We start from the raw sequence: 15,149 nt of genomic DNA, 5'->3' as shown, positions 1-15,149 counted from the left end.
ATCAGGATCACATATCCAACAAGATATGAATATTTATACACACCTTGACTCCCACGACCGCCCGAAGCAGGCTGAATGGGACATCTATGCATGAGTGAATATTTATGTGAGAAGGGTGGCCATGCCGGAGATCCCCGACACGGTGCTGCTCGAAGAACGGGCCGGCCTGGCGATGAACGCCGTGGCCGGCCTGCCCGACGACGACATGGACGGCATCCCGTATTTCAGCGCCGACCTGCTGGCCCGCCCGGCGACGCTGCGGCACGGCGACTGGGACTACGGCTCCAGCCACGGCCGGCTGCTCGACGCCAGCCTGCTCGCCCGGCACATGACGGGCAAGGACGCGTGGCGCGAGGTCGAGGACGGGCTCAGACGGCGGCTGATCGGCTTCTTCGGCGAGGACGGGCTGAGCTACCGGCTGGCCCGCCCCGAGGTGGGCTGGCCGGCCAACGCCAACCTCATCGACCAGCGGGCCGCGCTCCTGTCGCTGACCACCTGGTACCTGTCCGACGGCGACCCCGAGGCCAAGCGGCTGGCCGACCGGCACGTGGCCGCGCTCAAGCGGATCGCGATCAAGGAGCGGGACGTCTGGTTCTATCCCGCCTCCGAGTACACCCCCGCCGGCTGGCCCTCCCCCAACGCGATCGCGCTGCACCTGGCGCCGGACCCGGCCTCGTTCAGCGGGCGGTTGATCATGCCGCTGCTCCGCTACCACCAGGCCACCGGCAACGAGGACGCGCTGGAGCTGTGCGGCTGGTTCGCGCGGCTGATCGTGCACAAGAGCGGCGTGTACCACGAGGACGGCAGCTTCAACCCGGCGCGCGCGTACCGTAGCGGGCATTTCCACACCCGCCTGGGCACCCTCGAAGGGCTCGCCCGGTACGCCCGCCACACCGGCGACCACGAGCTGACCGCGTTCGTACGCCGGTCCTACGACTGGGCCCTGGGCCAGGCCACGGCGTTCGGCTGGACGCCCGGCGACCTGGCCGACCAGCGCTTCGAACACGAGAGCTGCTCGCTGGTGGACCTGATCGGCACCGGCACCACGCTGGCGCGCGCCGGGCACACCCGCTACTGGGGCGTGGTGGAGCGGTTCCTGCGCAACCACCTCGTCGAGTCGCAGCTCCTCGACCTGAGCTGGGTCGAGTCCGCGCCCGACACCTCGGGCGACGAGCCCGGCTGGACGACCCACGTGCGGGTCGGCGAGCGCGTGCGCGGCGCCTTCGCCGGGTACGGCGCCCCCAACGACTTCGTCTGCGACGTCGAACAGGGCCGTGGCCACACCGCCGACGTGCAGGCGTGCTGCGTGGGCTCCGGCGTACGCGGCCTGTTCTGGGGCTGGAACTCGATCGTCACCACCGACGACCAGGCCACCAGGGTCAACCTGCTCCTCACCAGGGCCACCCGCCGGGTCACGGTGCTCAGCCACCTCCCGCACGAGGGCCGGGTGGACCTGGACGTGCACGAGGACCTGCGGGAACTCCGCATGAGAGTCCCCGACTGGGCCGGCTACGCCAAGGTGCGCGTGGCCCGCGAGAACGGCACCCAGGCCGGCGCGTGGGCGCCGGACGGCTACCTGTCGATCCCCACGCCGCGAAGGGGCGAGCGCGTCACGGTCACCTTCCCCGTGCCGGAGACGACGAGCACCGAGGTCGCGGCGGGCCGCGAATACCAGGTGCGCTGGCGCGGCGACGACGTGACCGGCATCAGCCCGGAGGGGACGGCCCGGCCGATGTACAGCGGGCGCAAGGTCCACCCCACCGCCCCCCGCCGCGAGTACACGCTGACCCGTCCCGCGAAGGAGTGGACCTGGTGAAGGCGATCCCGGCCGCCGAGACGCTGCGTCCGTACGACCTGCGCTGTGAGCATCTGACCACCCCTTCCGGCATCGGCGTGCCCGTGCCCAGGCTGAGCTGGCGCCTGGCCTCGGACCGGCGCGGCGACGCACAGACCGCCTACCGGATCCGCGTCAACGGCCCCGGCGGCGTCCTGGCCTGGGACAGCGGCTGGGTCGAGAGCGAGGAGGTCGCGGCGGACTACGGCGGCGCACCGCTGACGTCGTTCACCGCGTACACCTGGCGGGTCGAAGTAGGCCCCTCGAACAACGGAGCCGAGTCGTCGTTCGGCACCGGCGTGCTGCATCCGGACGAGTGGCGGGCGGCCTGGATCGGCCACGACCCGGAGACCGAGCCGCCGTTCGAGCCGCCCACCGACGACAAGGAGCCCCGCAGCCAGAAGACCGCCTCCCTGCCGGCTCCTCGCTACTTCCGCACCGAGCTCACCCTGGCGCCGGCGACGAAGGTCCTGATCGCGTGCACCGCCCGTGGCCTGTACGAGCTGCGCGTCAACGGCACCCGCGTCGGCGACGGCGAGCTGACGCCGGGCTGGACCGACTACCGGTACCGGATCCCGTACCAGGTGTACGACGTCACCGACCTGATCGGCGACGGGCCCGCCTGCGTGGGCGCGGTGCTGGCGGACGGCTGGTGGTCGGGCAGCCTGGGCTGGGACGGCCGGCGGCAGGCGCAGCACTACGGCCGCAGGCCACAGCTCTTCGCGCAGATCGTGGCCGACCACCCGGACGGCTCACGTACGGTCGCCGGCACCGACGAGCGCTGGCGCGAGACCACCGGGCCGCTGCGCTACGCCGACCTGCTCATGGGCGAGTGGTACGACGCCCGCCTGGAGCACGACGGCTGGGACCTGCCGGGCTTCGACGACTCGTCCTGGGCCCCGGCCCGCGTCGAGGACACCGGCCACGGCGTCCTGGTGCCCTCCACCGCCGAGCCGGTCCGCGTCACCGAGGACCTCGCGCCGGTGGCCAGGCATGAGAGCGACGGCCGTACCATCGTCGACCTGGGCCAGAACTTCGCCGGCCGGGTCCGCCTGACGATGCGCGGCGCCACGAGGGGCGCCCGCGTCACGCTCAGGCACGGCGAGGCCCTGACCGACGACGGCGGCCTCTACACCGCCAACCTCCGCTCGGCCGAGGCCACCGACCACTACGTGGCGGCGGGCCGGCCGGAGGAGACGTTCGAGCCGCGCTTCACCGTGCACGGCTTCCGCTACGTCGAGATCACCGGGCACCCGGCCGACATCGAGGTCACGGGCCGGGTGACGCACTCGGACACGCCGGTCGCGGGCGAGTTCTCCTGCTCCGACGCCATGGTGGGGCAGCTCATGAGCAACCTGCGGTGGAGCCAGCGCGGCAACTTCGTGTCCGTGCCGACCGACTGCCCGCAGCGCGACGAGCGGCTCGGCTGGACGGCGGACGCGCAGGTGTTCCTGCCCACGGCCTGCTACAACGCCGGCGTGGCCGCGTTCTTCACGAACTGGCTGGCCGATCTGCGCTGCGCGCAGACCGATGAGGGCGCGGTGCCGGACGTGGTGCCGCACCTCATGACCGAGCGGCACGGCACGCCCGCGTGGGGCGACGCGGCGACGATCGTGCCGTGGCACCTCTACCGGGTGTACGGGGACGAGCGCGTCCTGCGCGACAGCCTGCCGAGCATGCGCCGGTGGGTCGACCACATCGAACGGCACAATCCCGGCCTGATCTGGCGGAAGAAGGTCGGCAGCCACTACGGCGACTGGCTGCAGGCGGGGGTCACGACCTCCCGCGACGTGCTGGCCACGGCCTATTTCGCGCGCAGCGCCGAACTGACCGCGAAAGCGGCCGCCGTGCTGGGCGACGCGGAGACCGCCGAACATTACGCCGGACTCCGCGAGCGGATCAAAGAGGCGTTCACGCGGGAGTTCGTGTCGGCGGACGGCCGGATCACCGGCGACACGCAGACCGGCTACCTGCTGGCGCTCGCGCACGGCCTGGTCCCGGATGACCTCGTACCGGCCGCCGTCGCCCACCTCGTCGCCGACCTGGAGCGGCGGGGCCGGAGCCTGACCACGGGCTTCGCCGGAGTGGGCCTGCTCGGCCCCGTCCTGTCGGAGCACGGCCACCACGACCTGGCGTACGCGCTGCTGCACGACGACCGCTACCCGTCGTGGGGCTACTCGATCAAGCGCGGCGCCACCACGATCTGGGAGCGGTGGGACGGCTGGACGGAGGAGGCCGGGTTCGGGCCGGTCGCCATGAACTCCTTCAACCACTACGCGCTGGGCTCGGTCGGCGAGTGGCTGTACGGCGGGGTCGCCGGGATCGGGCAGCGGCACGACTCGGCGGGCTACCGCCGGCCACTCGTCCGCCCGCTGCCCGGCGGGACACTGCGCTGGGCGGCCGCCGCGCACGACACGCCACTCGGACGGCTCAGCAGCCGGTGGGAGGTGGCCGGCGGGACGATCCGCCTGGAGGTACAGATCCCGCCCGGCGCGCTGGCCACCGTGCACGTCCCCACCACGGACCCGTCGTCGGTCCGCGAGTCGGGCACGCCGGTGGAGGGGGTGGCCACGGCGTCGGCCCTGGTGTGCGAGGTCTCTTCGGGGAGTCACACATTCACGGCCGCTTGGTGACCACGTGGGCGGCCGCCGCCGAACGCCTCGGCTCCTTACACGAGGTGACGGTACGCAACGTGGTCCGCACCACGATCGGCGGCACGGGCCTGCGGGTCCGCCTGACGAACGCGTTCGGGGCGGAGCCGCTGACCTTCGGGCACGTCCACGTGGGCGTGCCCGGCTCGGGGGCGTCACTGGAACCGCACTCGAACCGGCCGCTGACCTTCGACGGAGCTCCAGAGGCCCGGCTGCCCCCGGGAGCGACGGCGCTGAGCGACCCCTTACCCGGCCGGGTGCTCCCCCGGCAGCGCCTGGCGGTCAGCGTGCACCTGAGCGGCCCCGGCACGCTCACCGGCCGCAACCGCGCCACGACCGGGGACCCCGGGTTCGCGCCCGCGTACCGATCGCCCGGAGATCACGCCGCCGACGAAAGCGGGGCGGCGTTCACGGAGGAGGTGGCGATCTGGCACTGGCTGGACGCGCTGGTCGTCACCGCGCCCGAGCGGGCCGTCGCCGTGCTCGGCGACTCGATCGCCACGGGCGTCGGCTCCGAGACCGGCCACGGCTGGCCGGACCTGCTCGCCGGCACTTTGGCGCTCGCGGTGGCCAACGAGGGCGTGTCCGGCGGCCGGGTGCTGACCGCCGGCACCGGCCGGTCCGCCGAAGAGCGGCTGACCACGGAGGTGCTGACCAAGCCCGGCATCGGCACCGTGATCCTGCTGGCCGGGCTCAACGACCTCGGCCACGGTGCCCGCGCGGACGACCTCGTCGCCGCCTACCGCCGCATCGCCACGAAAGCCCACACCGCCGGGGTACGGGTGATCGGCGGCACGCTCACCCCGTACGCCGGAGCCGAGTACCACACCCCGGCGGGAGAGCGAGCGAGACAGACCGTGAACGCGTTCGTCAGGGACGGCGGCGCGTTCGACGGGCTGGCCGACTTCGACACCGCGCTCCGCGACCCCGGCGACCCGGCCCGCCTGCTCCCCCGCTACGACTGCGGCGACCACCTGCACCCGAGCGCGGCGGGCCACCAGGCGATGGCCGCCGCGATCGACCCGGCCCGCCTCACCGCCCGGGGAACGTGACCGCCGGCTCCGGGCGGTGAATCCCCCGGGGCCGGTACCCGAGCGCCCCCGAGACCCCCAGGTAGTCGGCGAGCAGCCAGATGATGGCCAGCCACATCTCGGTTCCCTGGAGCCCGGCGTCCCCTGACAGGGTGAAGCCGAACCCCGCGCCGTCCTGCCAGGCGTTCACCGCGCGCACGAGGTTCTCCCTGGCCCACGCCTCGCCCTCGGCCCGCCGGTATCGGGTCTGCCGGCCCAGCAGCCACAGCGGGTGGATGACGTCGAGCACGTTGCAGGCGTTGCCGGTGCCGGGGCCGAAGTAGCGGGGGTCGCGCGACTGGGTGAGCACGGTGTCCACGGCCCGCTCCGGATACGGCAGCGGCAGCCCGAACTGCGCGAACGTCCCCCGGGTGAGCCGGTAGAACCCGTTGACCACCATCAGCCAGCCCGAGTCTGAGTCCGGTTCGCCCCACATCCCGTGGGTTTGCCGGCAGCGGGTGAGCAGCCAGCCGTACAGGGTCTCGACCTCGCCGCTCACCCCGAAGGCGAGGTTGCGGTAGAGCCCGGTGCCGATCGTGTCCACCAGCGACCCGGCCGTCCACGCCCCGCGCGCCCAGTCCAGGCCGTCGAGCAGCGCGATCAGCTCCTGGGAGCCCAGCTCGGCGATGGCGTGCACGGGGTGCCGGAAGCCGGTGCCGAGCAGGTCGAGCGCGTAGCCGACGCAGAGCACGTGGTACGCGGTCACGCCCTCCAGCTCGGGTGTCCCGGTGGCGCCGAGTTCGGGGACGAGGCCCGTGGCCGGGTCCTGGCGGTCGCGCAGGAACGCCACGACCTCCTCGCGGGCCGGAGTAGGCGGCGGGCCGCCGAGGAGCAGGTCGGCGATCTCGACGGCGTCGCACCAGGCCCGCACGGTGGGCTGGGCGCCGGGCCGGTCCAGGTAACGGTCGCCGGTCCAGCAGCGGGCCAGCACCGCCTCGGCCTGACTCCGGGCACGGCCGGCGAAGTCCCCGAGCGACCCTTCCACATCACGAGGGGTAGAAGGAGCAGCAGTCGTGCGGCGGTCGCGGATCGGGCGGGCCGGGTTGCCCGCGACCATGGCCCACGCCGCCACGTCCTTGGTGACCACCGCGCCCGCCCCCACGATGGCGTGGTCGCCGATCGTCACCCCGTCCAGCACGACCACGTTCGAGCCGATCCACACGTCATCACCGATCCGGATGCCCTTCGAGGTGATGGGCTGCCGGAACACCGGCCGGTCAGGCTCCGTGCCGTGGTTGAAGCCGAGCAGCGAGGTGTGCGCCCCGATCCGCACCGCGTCGCCGAGCACCACGTTCCCGCGCACCACCGCGTACGGGTTGACGGTGCAGTCGCTGCCCATGACGATGTCGTCGGTGACGTAGGCGTGCGCGGCGATGTAGCAGTGGTCGCCCATGCGCAGGCTGTCGGCGTACACGGCGGCCAGCGGCGAGACGAACACCTTCTCCGCCGCGTCGAGGTCGATCCTGGCCCGCAGCGCGGTCAGATGGCTCTCCTGGGCGCGGCGGTCCTCCTCGGTCGCGTGGTCCCAGAACAGCCAGGGGCAGAAGTCGAACTTGCTCATACGGGTGGCATCCTCTCCAGGCTCATACGCTCAGCGTCATCGACCAGGTGTAACGGCGCACCGGCAGCCGGTACCGCTCGGGCAGCGCGGGCCCGCACGAGGCGCTGCCGATGCCCTGCTGAGCGTGGTCCAGGTTCAGCCACACCCGTCCCGAGTCGGTCAGGTCGTGCGGGCGGCGCGCGGCCCGCAGCGCCTCGCTCGTCCAGCGGCGCGCGGTGAAGTCCAGGTGCGGCTCGCCGTCCACGCGCAGGGTGGGCAGCCCCTGACCCGACAATTCGAGCCAGCGGGTCTCGACGTGGTTGCCGTTCTCCTGAGGGACGAGGTACGGGGTCTGCAGCGCGTCGATGGCGGCGGTGTACCGGCCGACGCGGGCGGCGGCGTGACTGTCGGCGTAAGACTCGCCCGGCCCGCGCCCGAACCAGGTGACCTCGCTGTACCCGCCGGGCAGCGCGAACCTGACACCCATCCTGGGCGGGCTCACGGTGAGATGCCCGTAGGCGGTGTCGTCCCAGTCCCCCACGGGGTCGGCCTCGATCAGCAGGTGCAGGCCGTCATCCCGCCGCCGGTAGGTGTAGGTGGTACGGAAACCGAGGGTCCTGGTGGCCGGCCCGCTCCGCCCCCGTACGACGATCGTGTCGCCATCGGGCCGCTCGATCTCCCCGCGACGGTGCAGGAACCGGTCGAGCCCCACGGCCTCCCAGTCGGCGGCCAGGGCGTTCCTGGGCCCCTGGCCACGATCGTTCTCGGTGGGAGCCCGCCACACGTCGAACACGGGCCCGTCCAGCTCCAGGTCACCGAGCCGGACCAGCCGCCCATCGGCGGAGAACACCGCCCTGCCCGGCGCGCGAGCCGGACGACGATGAGCGCCCGACCCCGAACGCGCCTGACCGAAGGCGACCACGTGCCCGGCCGGAGCCCAGCGGGCGGCCTCGGCCAGGACGGCCTCGACGGTGAGCCAGACCTCGCCCTCGAACCCATGATCAAGGGCGGGCAGCGGCACCCGCACCACCGACCGCGCCGGGCAGTCCGGCACGGTGAGCGTCCCTTCGTCTTCGAGCACCCCGTCGACCTCGGCCCGCCACCGGAACGCCAGGTGCCCGAGCGAGAGCACGTCGTACTTGTTGGTGACGACGACGAAACCGCCGTCCACCGCGATCCCCACCGGCTCGATGGCCTTGCGCAGCTCGCCCAGCCCGGGCGACGGCGTGCGATCGGGAAACAGCAGCCCGTCCAGGCAGAACCGCTCCCCGTTCGGCTGGTAGCCGATGTCGCCACCGTGCCGGTAGTAACGACGGCCGAGTGAGTCCACCTCCGCCAGCCCGTGATCGATCCACTCCCACACGAACGCCCCGCAGAACCGCTCGTACGACTCCAGAATCGCCTGGTAGTCGGCCAGCGACCCGGGCCCGTTGCCCATGGCGTGGGCGTACTCGCACAGCAGGAAGGGCAGCCCACGCCGCCGCACGTCATCGTCCGACTCGGGAAGGACTCCCTCCGGCGGGTCCTCCTTGCGCTGCCCGATCCGCTCCAGGTCGTCCAGCGACGGATACATCAGGCTGTGGAAGTCGGAGTGCCGGTAGCTGGGGTCGCGCTCGTAGTGCAGTGGCCGGGTGGGATCGCGGTGCCGGATATATCGTTCGATGTCGCCGAAGGCGGCCCCGGCGCCGCTCTCGTTGCCGAGCGACCACACGACCACACTGGGATGGTTCTTGTCCCGCTCCACCATGCGGCGGGCCCGGTCGAGCAGCGCGTCGCGCCACATCGGCTCGCCGGGCGGGTTGCCCTCCCAGCCCGCGTAGATGAAGCCGTGCGTCTCGATGTCGCACTCGTCCACGACCCACAGGCCGTACTCGTCGCAGAGCCGCAGGAACTCCGGGTGCGGCGGATAGTGGGCGGTGCGGACGGCGTTGACGTTGTGCCGCTTCATCAGCTCGATGTCGCGGATCATGGTGTCGCGGTCGAGCGACCGGCCCCGGTCGGGGTCGTGCTCGTGCCGGTTGACCCCACGGAAGAGCACCGGCACCCCGTTGATCAGCAGCCGGCCGCCGATGATCTCGACCGTACGGAAGCCGGCCGCCAGCTCGATCGTCTCCCCGGCCGCCGAGAGCGTGCCACGGTAGAGACGAGGACGCTCCGCGCTCCACGGCTCCACCCGGTCGATCGTCACCCGCTCCCCTGTGCCGAAGACCAGGCCGAGCTCGGGGATCTCCACCGTCCCCGGGACGTCGGCGGTCACGGACAGGGTGCCGGAGCCGTCCCGGTACGAGGCGCGCACGGTGAAGTCGTCGATGCCGTCCACGGGCCGGGACAGCAGCTCCACGTCACGGAAGATGCCCGGCAGCCACCACATGTCCTGATCTTCCAGGTAGCTGCCCGACGACCAGCGCTGCACCCGGACGGCCAGCAGGTTGCCGGCCGGCCGCACGACGCCGGTCACGTCGAACTCGAACGGCAGCCGGCTGCCCTTGGAGTGACCGAGCAACTCCCCGTTCAGCCACACCGTGCCGCAGGAGTCCACCCCCTGGAAGCGCAGCACCGTCCGCCCGCCGGGCCAGCCGGACGGCAGGTCGAAGCGGAGCCGGTAGTCGCCGGTGGCGTTGTCGTCGGGCAGGTACGGCGGATCGATGGGAAACGGGTAGGCGGTGTTGGTGTAGAGCGGACGGTCGTACCCCTCCAGCACCCAGTGCGACGGCACCCGGATGTCGTCCCAGTCGGTGTCGTCGAGCGCCGGGTCCGGCAGTGAGGGCCCCGTCCCTCCGGCCGTGTCCGAGAGCCGGAAGCGCCACCGGCCGTTGAGCGGCAGCCGGGGCGCGTCGGAGACGAAGTCCGCCCGCGCCGCCCGCCGCCCGGAGCCCGGCACAGGGTCCTCATGGAAATCGACCATCGTCCCTCCCGGTGAAGACAAAACGTTTTAACCCTAACCGGGGACCCGTCATGACACCATCCCGCAAGGGATTGACATGTGGCATTGAATAAATATATCATCCGGTAAATCGTTTTAATATGGCAGCGGGGTGAGATGACCCGATTCCAGCCCGACTGGGCGTCGCTGCGCGCCCACCGGATCCCCCAATGGTTCAGCGAGGCGAAGTTCGGCATCTGGTCGCACTGGGGCCCGCAGTCCGTGGCCCGCTCAGGCGACTGGTACGCCCGCCACCTCTACGGCATGCAACCCTGGTCCGAGCCCTGGGAACGCGGAAGGGCGGACCGCCAGCACGCCCACTTCGGCAATGCGGGCGGGGCGAAGGACCTGTTCCCCCGCTGGCGCGCCGAACGCTTCGACCCCGAGGAGCTCATCGACCTCTACGCCGCGAGCGGCGCCCGCTATTTCGTCGCCCTGGCCACCCACTGCGACAACTTCGACCTGTGGCACTCCCGCCTGCACGACTGGAACGCCGCCCGCATCGGCCCGGGCCGCGACATCGTGGCCGCCTGGCAGCGCGCCGCCCGCGCCGCCGGGCTGCCGTTCGGGCTCAGCTTCCACCAGAACTGGACGTGGCGCTGGCTCGACGTCGCCCACGGGACGAACCCGGCGACCGGCCGCCCCTACGACGGCGCGCTGACCAAGCGCGACGGCATCGGCACCTGGTGGGAGGGCCTCGACCCGGCCGACCTCTACCCCGAACGCCACGAGCCGGGCGCCAAGCCCCCGGCCCGCGTCGCCGAGCACTTCTACGCCCGCGTCCGCGAGGCCCTCGACCGCTACCGGCCCGACCTGGTCTACCTGGACGACGGCCGGATGCCGTTCGACGAGGGCAGCGTGGTCGAGTCGGCGCCGGTCAGCACGGCCGGGCTCGACCTGCTGGCCCACTACTACAACACCTGCCCGACCGGCGGCCTGGTCACGATCAAGGACGTGCCCGACGGCGACCGCACCGCCGTCGTCCTGGACTCGGAACGCCGCCAGCTCGACACCGCCCAGGCCCACCCCTGGCAGTTCGACACCAGCGACGGCGAGTGGTTCGACTGCGCCGACGACGGCCCCCTGTTCCATCCGCGCAAGAGCGCCCAGCAGATCGTCCACACGCTGATCGACGTGGTCAGCAAGAACGGCTGCCTGCTGCTGAACGTCCCCCAGCTCGCCGACGGCACCATCGACGACCACGCCCGCGACCTGCTGGCCGGGGTCGGCGCGTGGCTGCGGGTGTGCGGCGAAGGCGTGTACGGCACCACCCCCTGGCTCCGCGCGGCCGAGGGCGCGACCGGCCTGGGCGGCACCAAGGGCTACGAGGGCTACAACGAGGCCGACCGCGCCTACCGCCCGAGCGACATCCGCTTCACCACGCGGGGCGGCACCCTGTACGCCACGCTGCTCGCCTGGCCGGAGGACCGCACCGCCGCGATCACCAGCCTGGGCACCGCGGCGGGGCTCGTCAAAGGCCCGCCGGCCGCCGTCGAGCTGCTCGGGCACGGCCCGGTCCCCTGGCGACCGTCAGACCGGGCGCTGCACGTGGACCTGCCCCCTGAGCCGCCGACCCGGGCCGCCTACATGCTCAAGATCACGGGAGTGCCATGGTGACGAACCTGCGAACCTGCGACCTGACCGACCCGCTCGGCCTGGAGACCACCCGGCCCACCCTGAGCTGGCAGCTCACCGGGCCCGCGCAGACCGCGTACCACGTCCGGGTGGACGGCCTGTGGGACAGCGGCGAGGTCGAGTCGGCGGACCAGCGCGTCGTCTACGGCGGCACCGCCCTCACCGGCCGCACCGCCGCCCGCTGGCGCGTCAGGACCCGCGACGCCGCCGGCGACTGGTCCGGCTGGAGCGCGGAGGCCCGCTTCGAGCTGGGGCTGCTCGACCCCGCCGACTGGACGGCCGCCTGGATCACCCACCCCGATTGGTACGACGAGGGCAACCCCCGGGCCGGCGAGGGCCGCCCGCTGCCGCTGCTCGCGGGCGAGTTCACCCTGACCCGGCCGATCGAACGGGCCCGGCTGTACGTCGCCGGTCTCGGCGTCTACGTGGCGTCGCTGAACGGCGCGCCGGTGACCGACGCCGTGCTGGAGCCGCCGTACACGGACTTCGCGCGGCGGGTCGCGTACGCCACGCACGACGTGACGGCGCTGCTGCGCGACGGCGCGAACGCGCTCGGCCTCGCGCTCGGCCCCGGGATCGCGCACGTGTTCCCGCACCAGGACCGCTACATGAAGTTCTACGGCTCCAAGGCGGCCCCGAGAGCGATCGCCCAGCTCGAGGTCACCTACGCCGACGGCACCTCGGACCGCTTCGGGACGGGCGCGGACTGGCGGGCCACCGAGGGTCCCACCACCCGCTCGCACTGGTACGGCGGCGAGGACCATGACGCCCGCCTGGCGGTGCCCGGCTGGGACGTCCCGGGCACCGACCGCTCCGGCTGGCACCCGGCGACGGTCCGCCCCGACGGCACCGCCATGCTCCGGGCGCGGGCCTGCCCGCCCATCAGGGTCACCGAGGAGCTGCCCGCGACCGCCAAGCTCGTCGCCACCGACGGCACGGCCGTCTTCGACGTGGGCGCGGTCGTCGCCGGCTGGGCCGAGCTGCGCCTCGACCTCCCGGCGGGCCACCATCTACGGCTGCTGCCCGGCGACCAGCTCGACGCGTTCGGCCGGGTGATCCAGTCCAAACCCACGACCGGCGCCCCGATCTTCAGCACGTACGTCACCAAGGACGGCCCCCAGCGCTGGCACCCGGACTTCCGCTACGACGGCTTCCGCTATGTCGAGGCCCAGGGCCTGCCCGGGCACGTCGGCCAGGAGGCCCTGACGGCGCTGGTGCTGCGCGCCGACAACGAGCACATCGGCCGGTTCGAGACCTCGAACGCGCTGCTCAACGACATCCACACGATCATCGACCGCGCGGTGCGCGGCAACATGTACAGCGTCCTGACCGACTGCCCGCACCGGGAGAAGCTGGGCTGGCTGGAGCAGACCCACCTGCTGTTCGACGTCGTGGCCTACAACTACGACGTGGCCGCGTACTGCCGGGAGCTGGCGGTCACCATCGCCGAGGCGCAGACCGAGGACGGCCTGATCCCGGACATCGCGCCGGAATACCTGGTATTCGACGGCGCCTTCAGGGACGACCCCAACTGGGGCGGCGCGATGGTGCGCGTCCCGTGGCAGCTCTACCGCTGGTACGGCGACACCTCCGCGATGGAGACCCACTACGACGCGATGCGCCGCTACGTCGGCTACCTGACCGGCCGGGCGGAGGACGGCATCCTCGGCTACGGGCTCGGCGACTGGTTCGGCCTGGACGACACGACGCCGGTGCCGCTGGTGGGCACGTGGGGCTACTGGCGGGCGGCGCGCACGATGGCGAAGGTGGCCGGCGTGCTGGGCCGCGACGACGACGCCAAGCGCTACCGCGCGCTGACCGACGCGATCTCGGCCGCGTTCACCGGCGCCTTCTTCAGGGGTGAGCGGTTCGGGGGCGGCGGGCAGGCGTCGGAGATCCTGGCGCTCGACATGGGCGTGGTGCCCGACGAGCTCGTACCGGCCGCGCTCGACCGGCTGAGCGAGGCCGTGCGCACCGGCGCCATCACGGTCGGCGAGATCGCGCTCCCCGCGCTCTACCAGGTGCTCGGCCGGGCCGGCCGGCACGAGTCCCTGTACGGCTTCGCCACCTCCACCGACCACCCCAGCTACGGCTACCAGGTGCGCCACGGCGCCACCGCGCTCACCGAGGCGTGGGACGGCCCGACGCGCGGCCTCTCCCAGAACCACTACATGCTGGGCGCCATCGACGCCTGGTTCTACCGGACCCTCGGCGGCATCGGCCAGGCGCCCGGCTCGAACGGCTTCCGCCGGCTGCTCGTCGCGCCCGCCGCGCCCGGCGACCTGGAGTCGGTGCGCGCGAGCACGGCCACCCCTTATGGCCGGGTGAGCGTGGCGTGGCGGCGTACGGACGGGGAGTTCGCGCTGGAGGTGGAGGTGCCGCCCGGCTCGACGGCCGAGGTGCGCCTGCCCGACCTCGGGCTGACCAGCCACGACGGCCCCGGCACCGCCGTGGGCGAGCGCGCCTGGGAGGTGCCCGCCGGCCGGTGGACGTTCGGGGGGAGCCGATGACCTACGACCCCGCCGCGATCAGGACCCCGTACAAGGACGGGCGGCTGCTGGTCGGGCCGTCGCGGGAGCCGGGCCGCTTCGACGGCCTGTTCGTGGACTGCCCGTTCGTGTGCTCCGACGGCGGCGAATACCTGATGACGTACGTCGGCTTCGACGGGACCGGCTACCAGACCGCGCTGAGCCGTTCGAAGGACCTCGAATCGTGGAGCCCGGGCGAGGTGATCCTGGCGCGCGACCCCGATCACCCGTACCGCCGCTACAACGCCGCCCTGACCTCGATCGTCCGCGACGACCGGCTCGGCTCCGACGGCCAGGTGACCTGGCTGGACGGGCGGGCGGTGGGCACGTACCACGCCTATCCCGAGCCGGGCATGGAGGCGGGCGCGGCGATCATCGGGTTCTGCGTCAGCGACGACCTGCGGACCTGGAGGGACACCGGCTCGGTGCTGCACCCGCGCGACGGGGGCGCGTGGGAGCGCGGCGGCCTCTACAAGTCGTGGCTGATGCGGTACGGCGGCCTCTACTACTGCTTCTACAACGCCAAGAACCGCACCTACGACGGCTGGCGCGAGCAGATCGGCTACGCGGTCTCCCCCGACCTGGAGCACTGGGAGCGCCCGCGGGAGACGCCGGTGGTGCCGAACGGCGGCCCTGGCGCGTTCGACGAGCGCTTCGCCTCCGACCCGTGCGTGCTGCGGGACGGCGACTGGTGGGTGATGTTCTACTTCGGCCTCTCGTTCGACGGCCGGGCCAGGGAGGGGTTCGCGGTCTCGCGTGACCTGCTGACCTGGGAGAAGAGCGACGAGATCCTCGTGGACGTGGGGCCGCCCGGCTCGGTGGACGACACCTACGCGCACAAGCCCGCCGTCGTCTCCCGCGACGGCCGGCTGCACCACTTCTACACGGCGGTGCGGCGGGTGGAGCCGTACCAGGTGGGCGAGCACACGCTGGTGGAACGGCGCGGGATCTCCGTGGCCCGGTCATGA

At 72.5% G+C, this 15,149-nt stretch carries 8 protein-coding genes; 6 read left to right on the top strand and 2 right to left on the bottom strand.

The genetic code is table 11. The features are described 5' to 3' along the window. The first annotated feature begins 121 nt into the window (after positions 1–121). From C4V41_RS03880 to C4V41_RS03870, 3 genes are read left to right on the top strand one after another with little or no spacing between them, the layout of a single operon-like run. Entirely contained in the window at positions 122–1,816 is a 1,695-nt protein-coding gene (locus C4V41_RS03880; protein ID WP_200823720.1) for a beta-L-arabinofuranosidase domain-containing protein, read from the top strand. Further along, positions 1,813–4,467 carry an alpha-L-rhamnosidase gene (locus C4V41_RS03875; protein WP_200823719.1) on the top strand — a complete coding sequence of 885 codons (2,655 nt, stop codon included), beginning with the start codon at positions 1,813–1,815 and terminating at the stop codon, positions 4,465–4,467. Before C4V41_RS03880 ends, C4V41_RS03875 begins: the two co-directional genes overlap by 4 nt. Continuing rightward, positions 4,464–5,537: a GDSL-type esterase/lipase family protein gene (locus C4V41_RS03870; RefSeq protein ID WP_160150157.1), complete on the top strand. Its 1,074-nt coding sequence runs from the start codon at positions 4,464–4,466 to the stop codon at positions 5,535–5,537. The genes C4V41_RS03875 and C4V41_RS03870 overlap by 4 nt, the downstream gene beginning before the upstream one ends. Here C4V41_RS03870 and C4V41_RS65770 read toward each other — a convergent pair. Then, positions 5,518–7,116 carry an acyltransferase gene (locus tag C4V41_RS65770; protein ID WP_103954294.1) on the bottom strand — a complete coding sequence of 533 codons (1,599 nt, stop codon included), beginning with the start codon at positions 7,114–7,116 and terminating at the stop codon, positions 5,518–5,520. The genes C4V41_RS03870 and C4V41_RS65770 overlap by 20 nt on opposite strands. Positions 7,117–7,138: 22 nt before the next feature. Beyond that, on the bottom strand, positions 7,139–10,000 hold the full coding sequence (locus tag C4V41_RS03860; RefSeq protein ID WP_103954293.1) for a glycoside hydrolase family 2 TIM barrel-domain containing protein: 2,862 nt from the start codon (positions 9,998–10,000) through the stop codon (positions 7,139–7,141). 135 nt (positions 10,001–10,135) lie between these two features. Here C4V41_RS03860 and C4V41_RS03855 point away from each other — a divergent pair, with 135 nt between their 5' ends. From C4V41_RS03855 to C4V41_RS03845, 3 genes are read left to right on the top strand one after another with little or no spacing between them, the layout of a single operon-like run. Beyond that, positions 10,136–11,635 carry an alpha-L-fucosidase gene (locus tag C4V41_RS03855; protein WP_103954292.1) on the top strand — a complete coding sequence of 500 codons (1,500 nt, stop codon included), beginning with the start codon at positions 10,136–10,138 and terminating at the stop codon, positions 11,633–11,635. Next, the gene (locus tag C4V41_RS03850) at positions 11,629–14,163 is read left to right on the top strand and encodes a family 78 glycoside hydrolase catalytic domain (protein ID WP_103954291.1); all 2,535 of its coding nucleotides are present in this window, start codon (positions 11,629–11,631) and stop codon (positions 14,161–14,163) included. Before C4V41_RS03855 ends, C4V41_RS03850 begins: the two co-directional genes overlap by 7 nt. Further along, positions 14,139–15,149 carry a glycoside hydrolase family protein gene (locus C4V41_RS03845; RefSeq protein WP_146103520.1) on the top strand — a complete coding sequence of 337 codons (1,011 nt, stop codon included), beginning with the start codon at positions 14,139–14,141 and terminating at the stop codon, positions 15,147–15,149. Before C4V41_RS03850 ends, C4V41_RS03845 begins: the two co-directional genes overlap by 25 nt.

The sequence above is a fragment of the Nonomuraea solani genome, assembly GCF_900108335.1.
In the GTDB taxonomy this organism is placed as follows: Bacteria; Actinomycetota; Actinomycetes; order Streptosporangiales; family Streptosporangiaceae; genus Nonomuraea; species Nonomuraea solani.
This window is presented reverse-complemented; position numbering and strand designations above follow the sequence as displayed.

What these genes read in the sequence shown, in the direction of transcription:
- C4V41_RS03850 (WP_103954291.1), top strand. Translation starts at nt 11,629, where the DNA reads ATGGTGACGAACCTGCGAACCTGCGACCTGACCGACCCGCTCGGCCTG.
- C4V41_RS03880 (WP_200823720.1), top strand. Translation starts at nt 122, where the DNA reads ATGCCGGAGATCCCCGACACGGTGCTGCTCGAAGAACGGGCCGGCCTG.
- C4V41_RS03855 (WP_103954292.1), top strand. Translation starts at nt 10,136, where the DNA reads ATGACCCGATTCCAGCCCGACTGGGCGTCGCTGCGCGCCCACCGGATC.
- C4V41_RS03860 (WP_103954293.1), bottom strand. Translation starts at nt 10,000, where the DNA reads ATGGTCGATTTCCATGAGGACCCTGTGCCGGGCTCCGGGCGGCGGGCG.
- C4V41_RS65770 (WP_103954294.1), bottom strand. Translation starts at nt 7,116, where the DNA reads ATGAGCAAGTTCGACTTCTGCCCCTGGCTGTTCTGGGACCACGCGACC.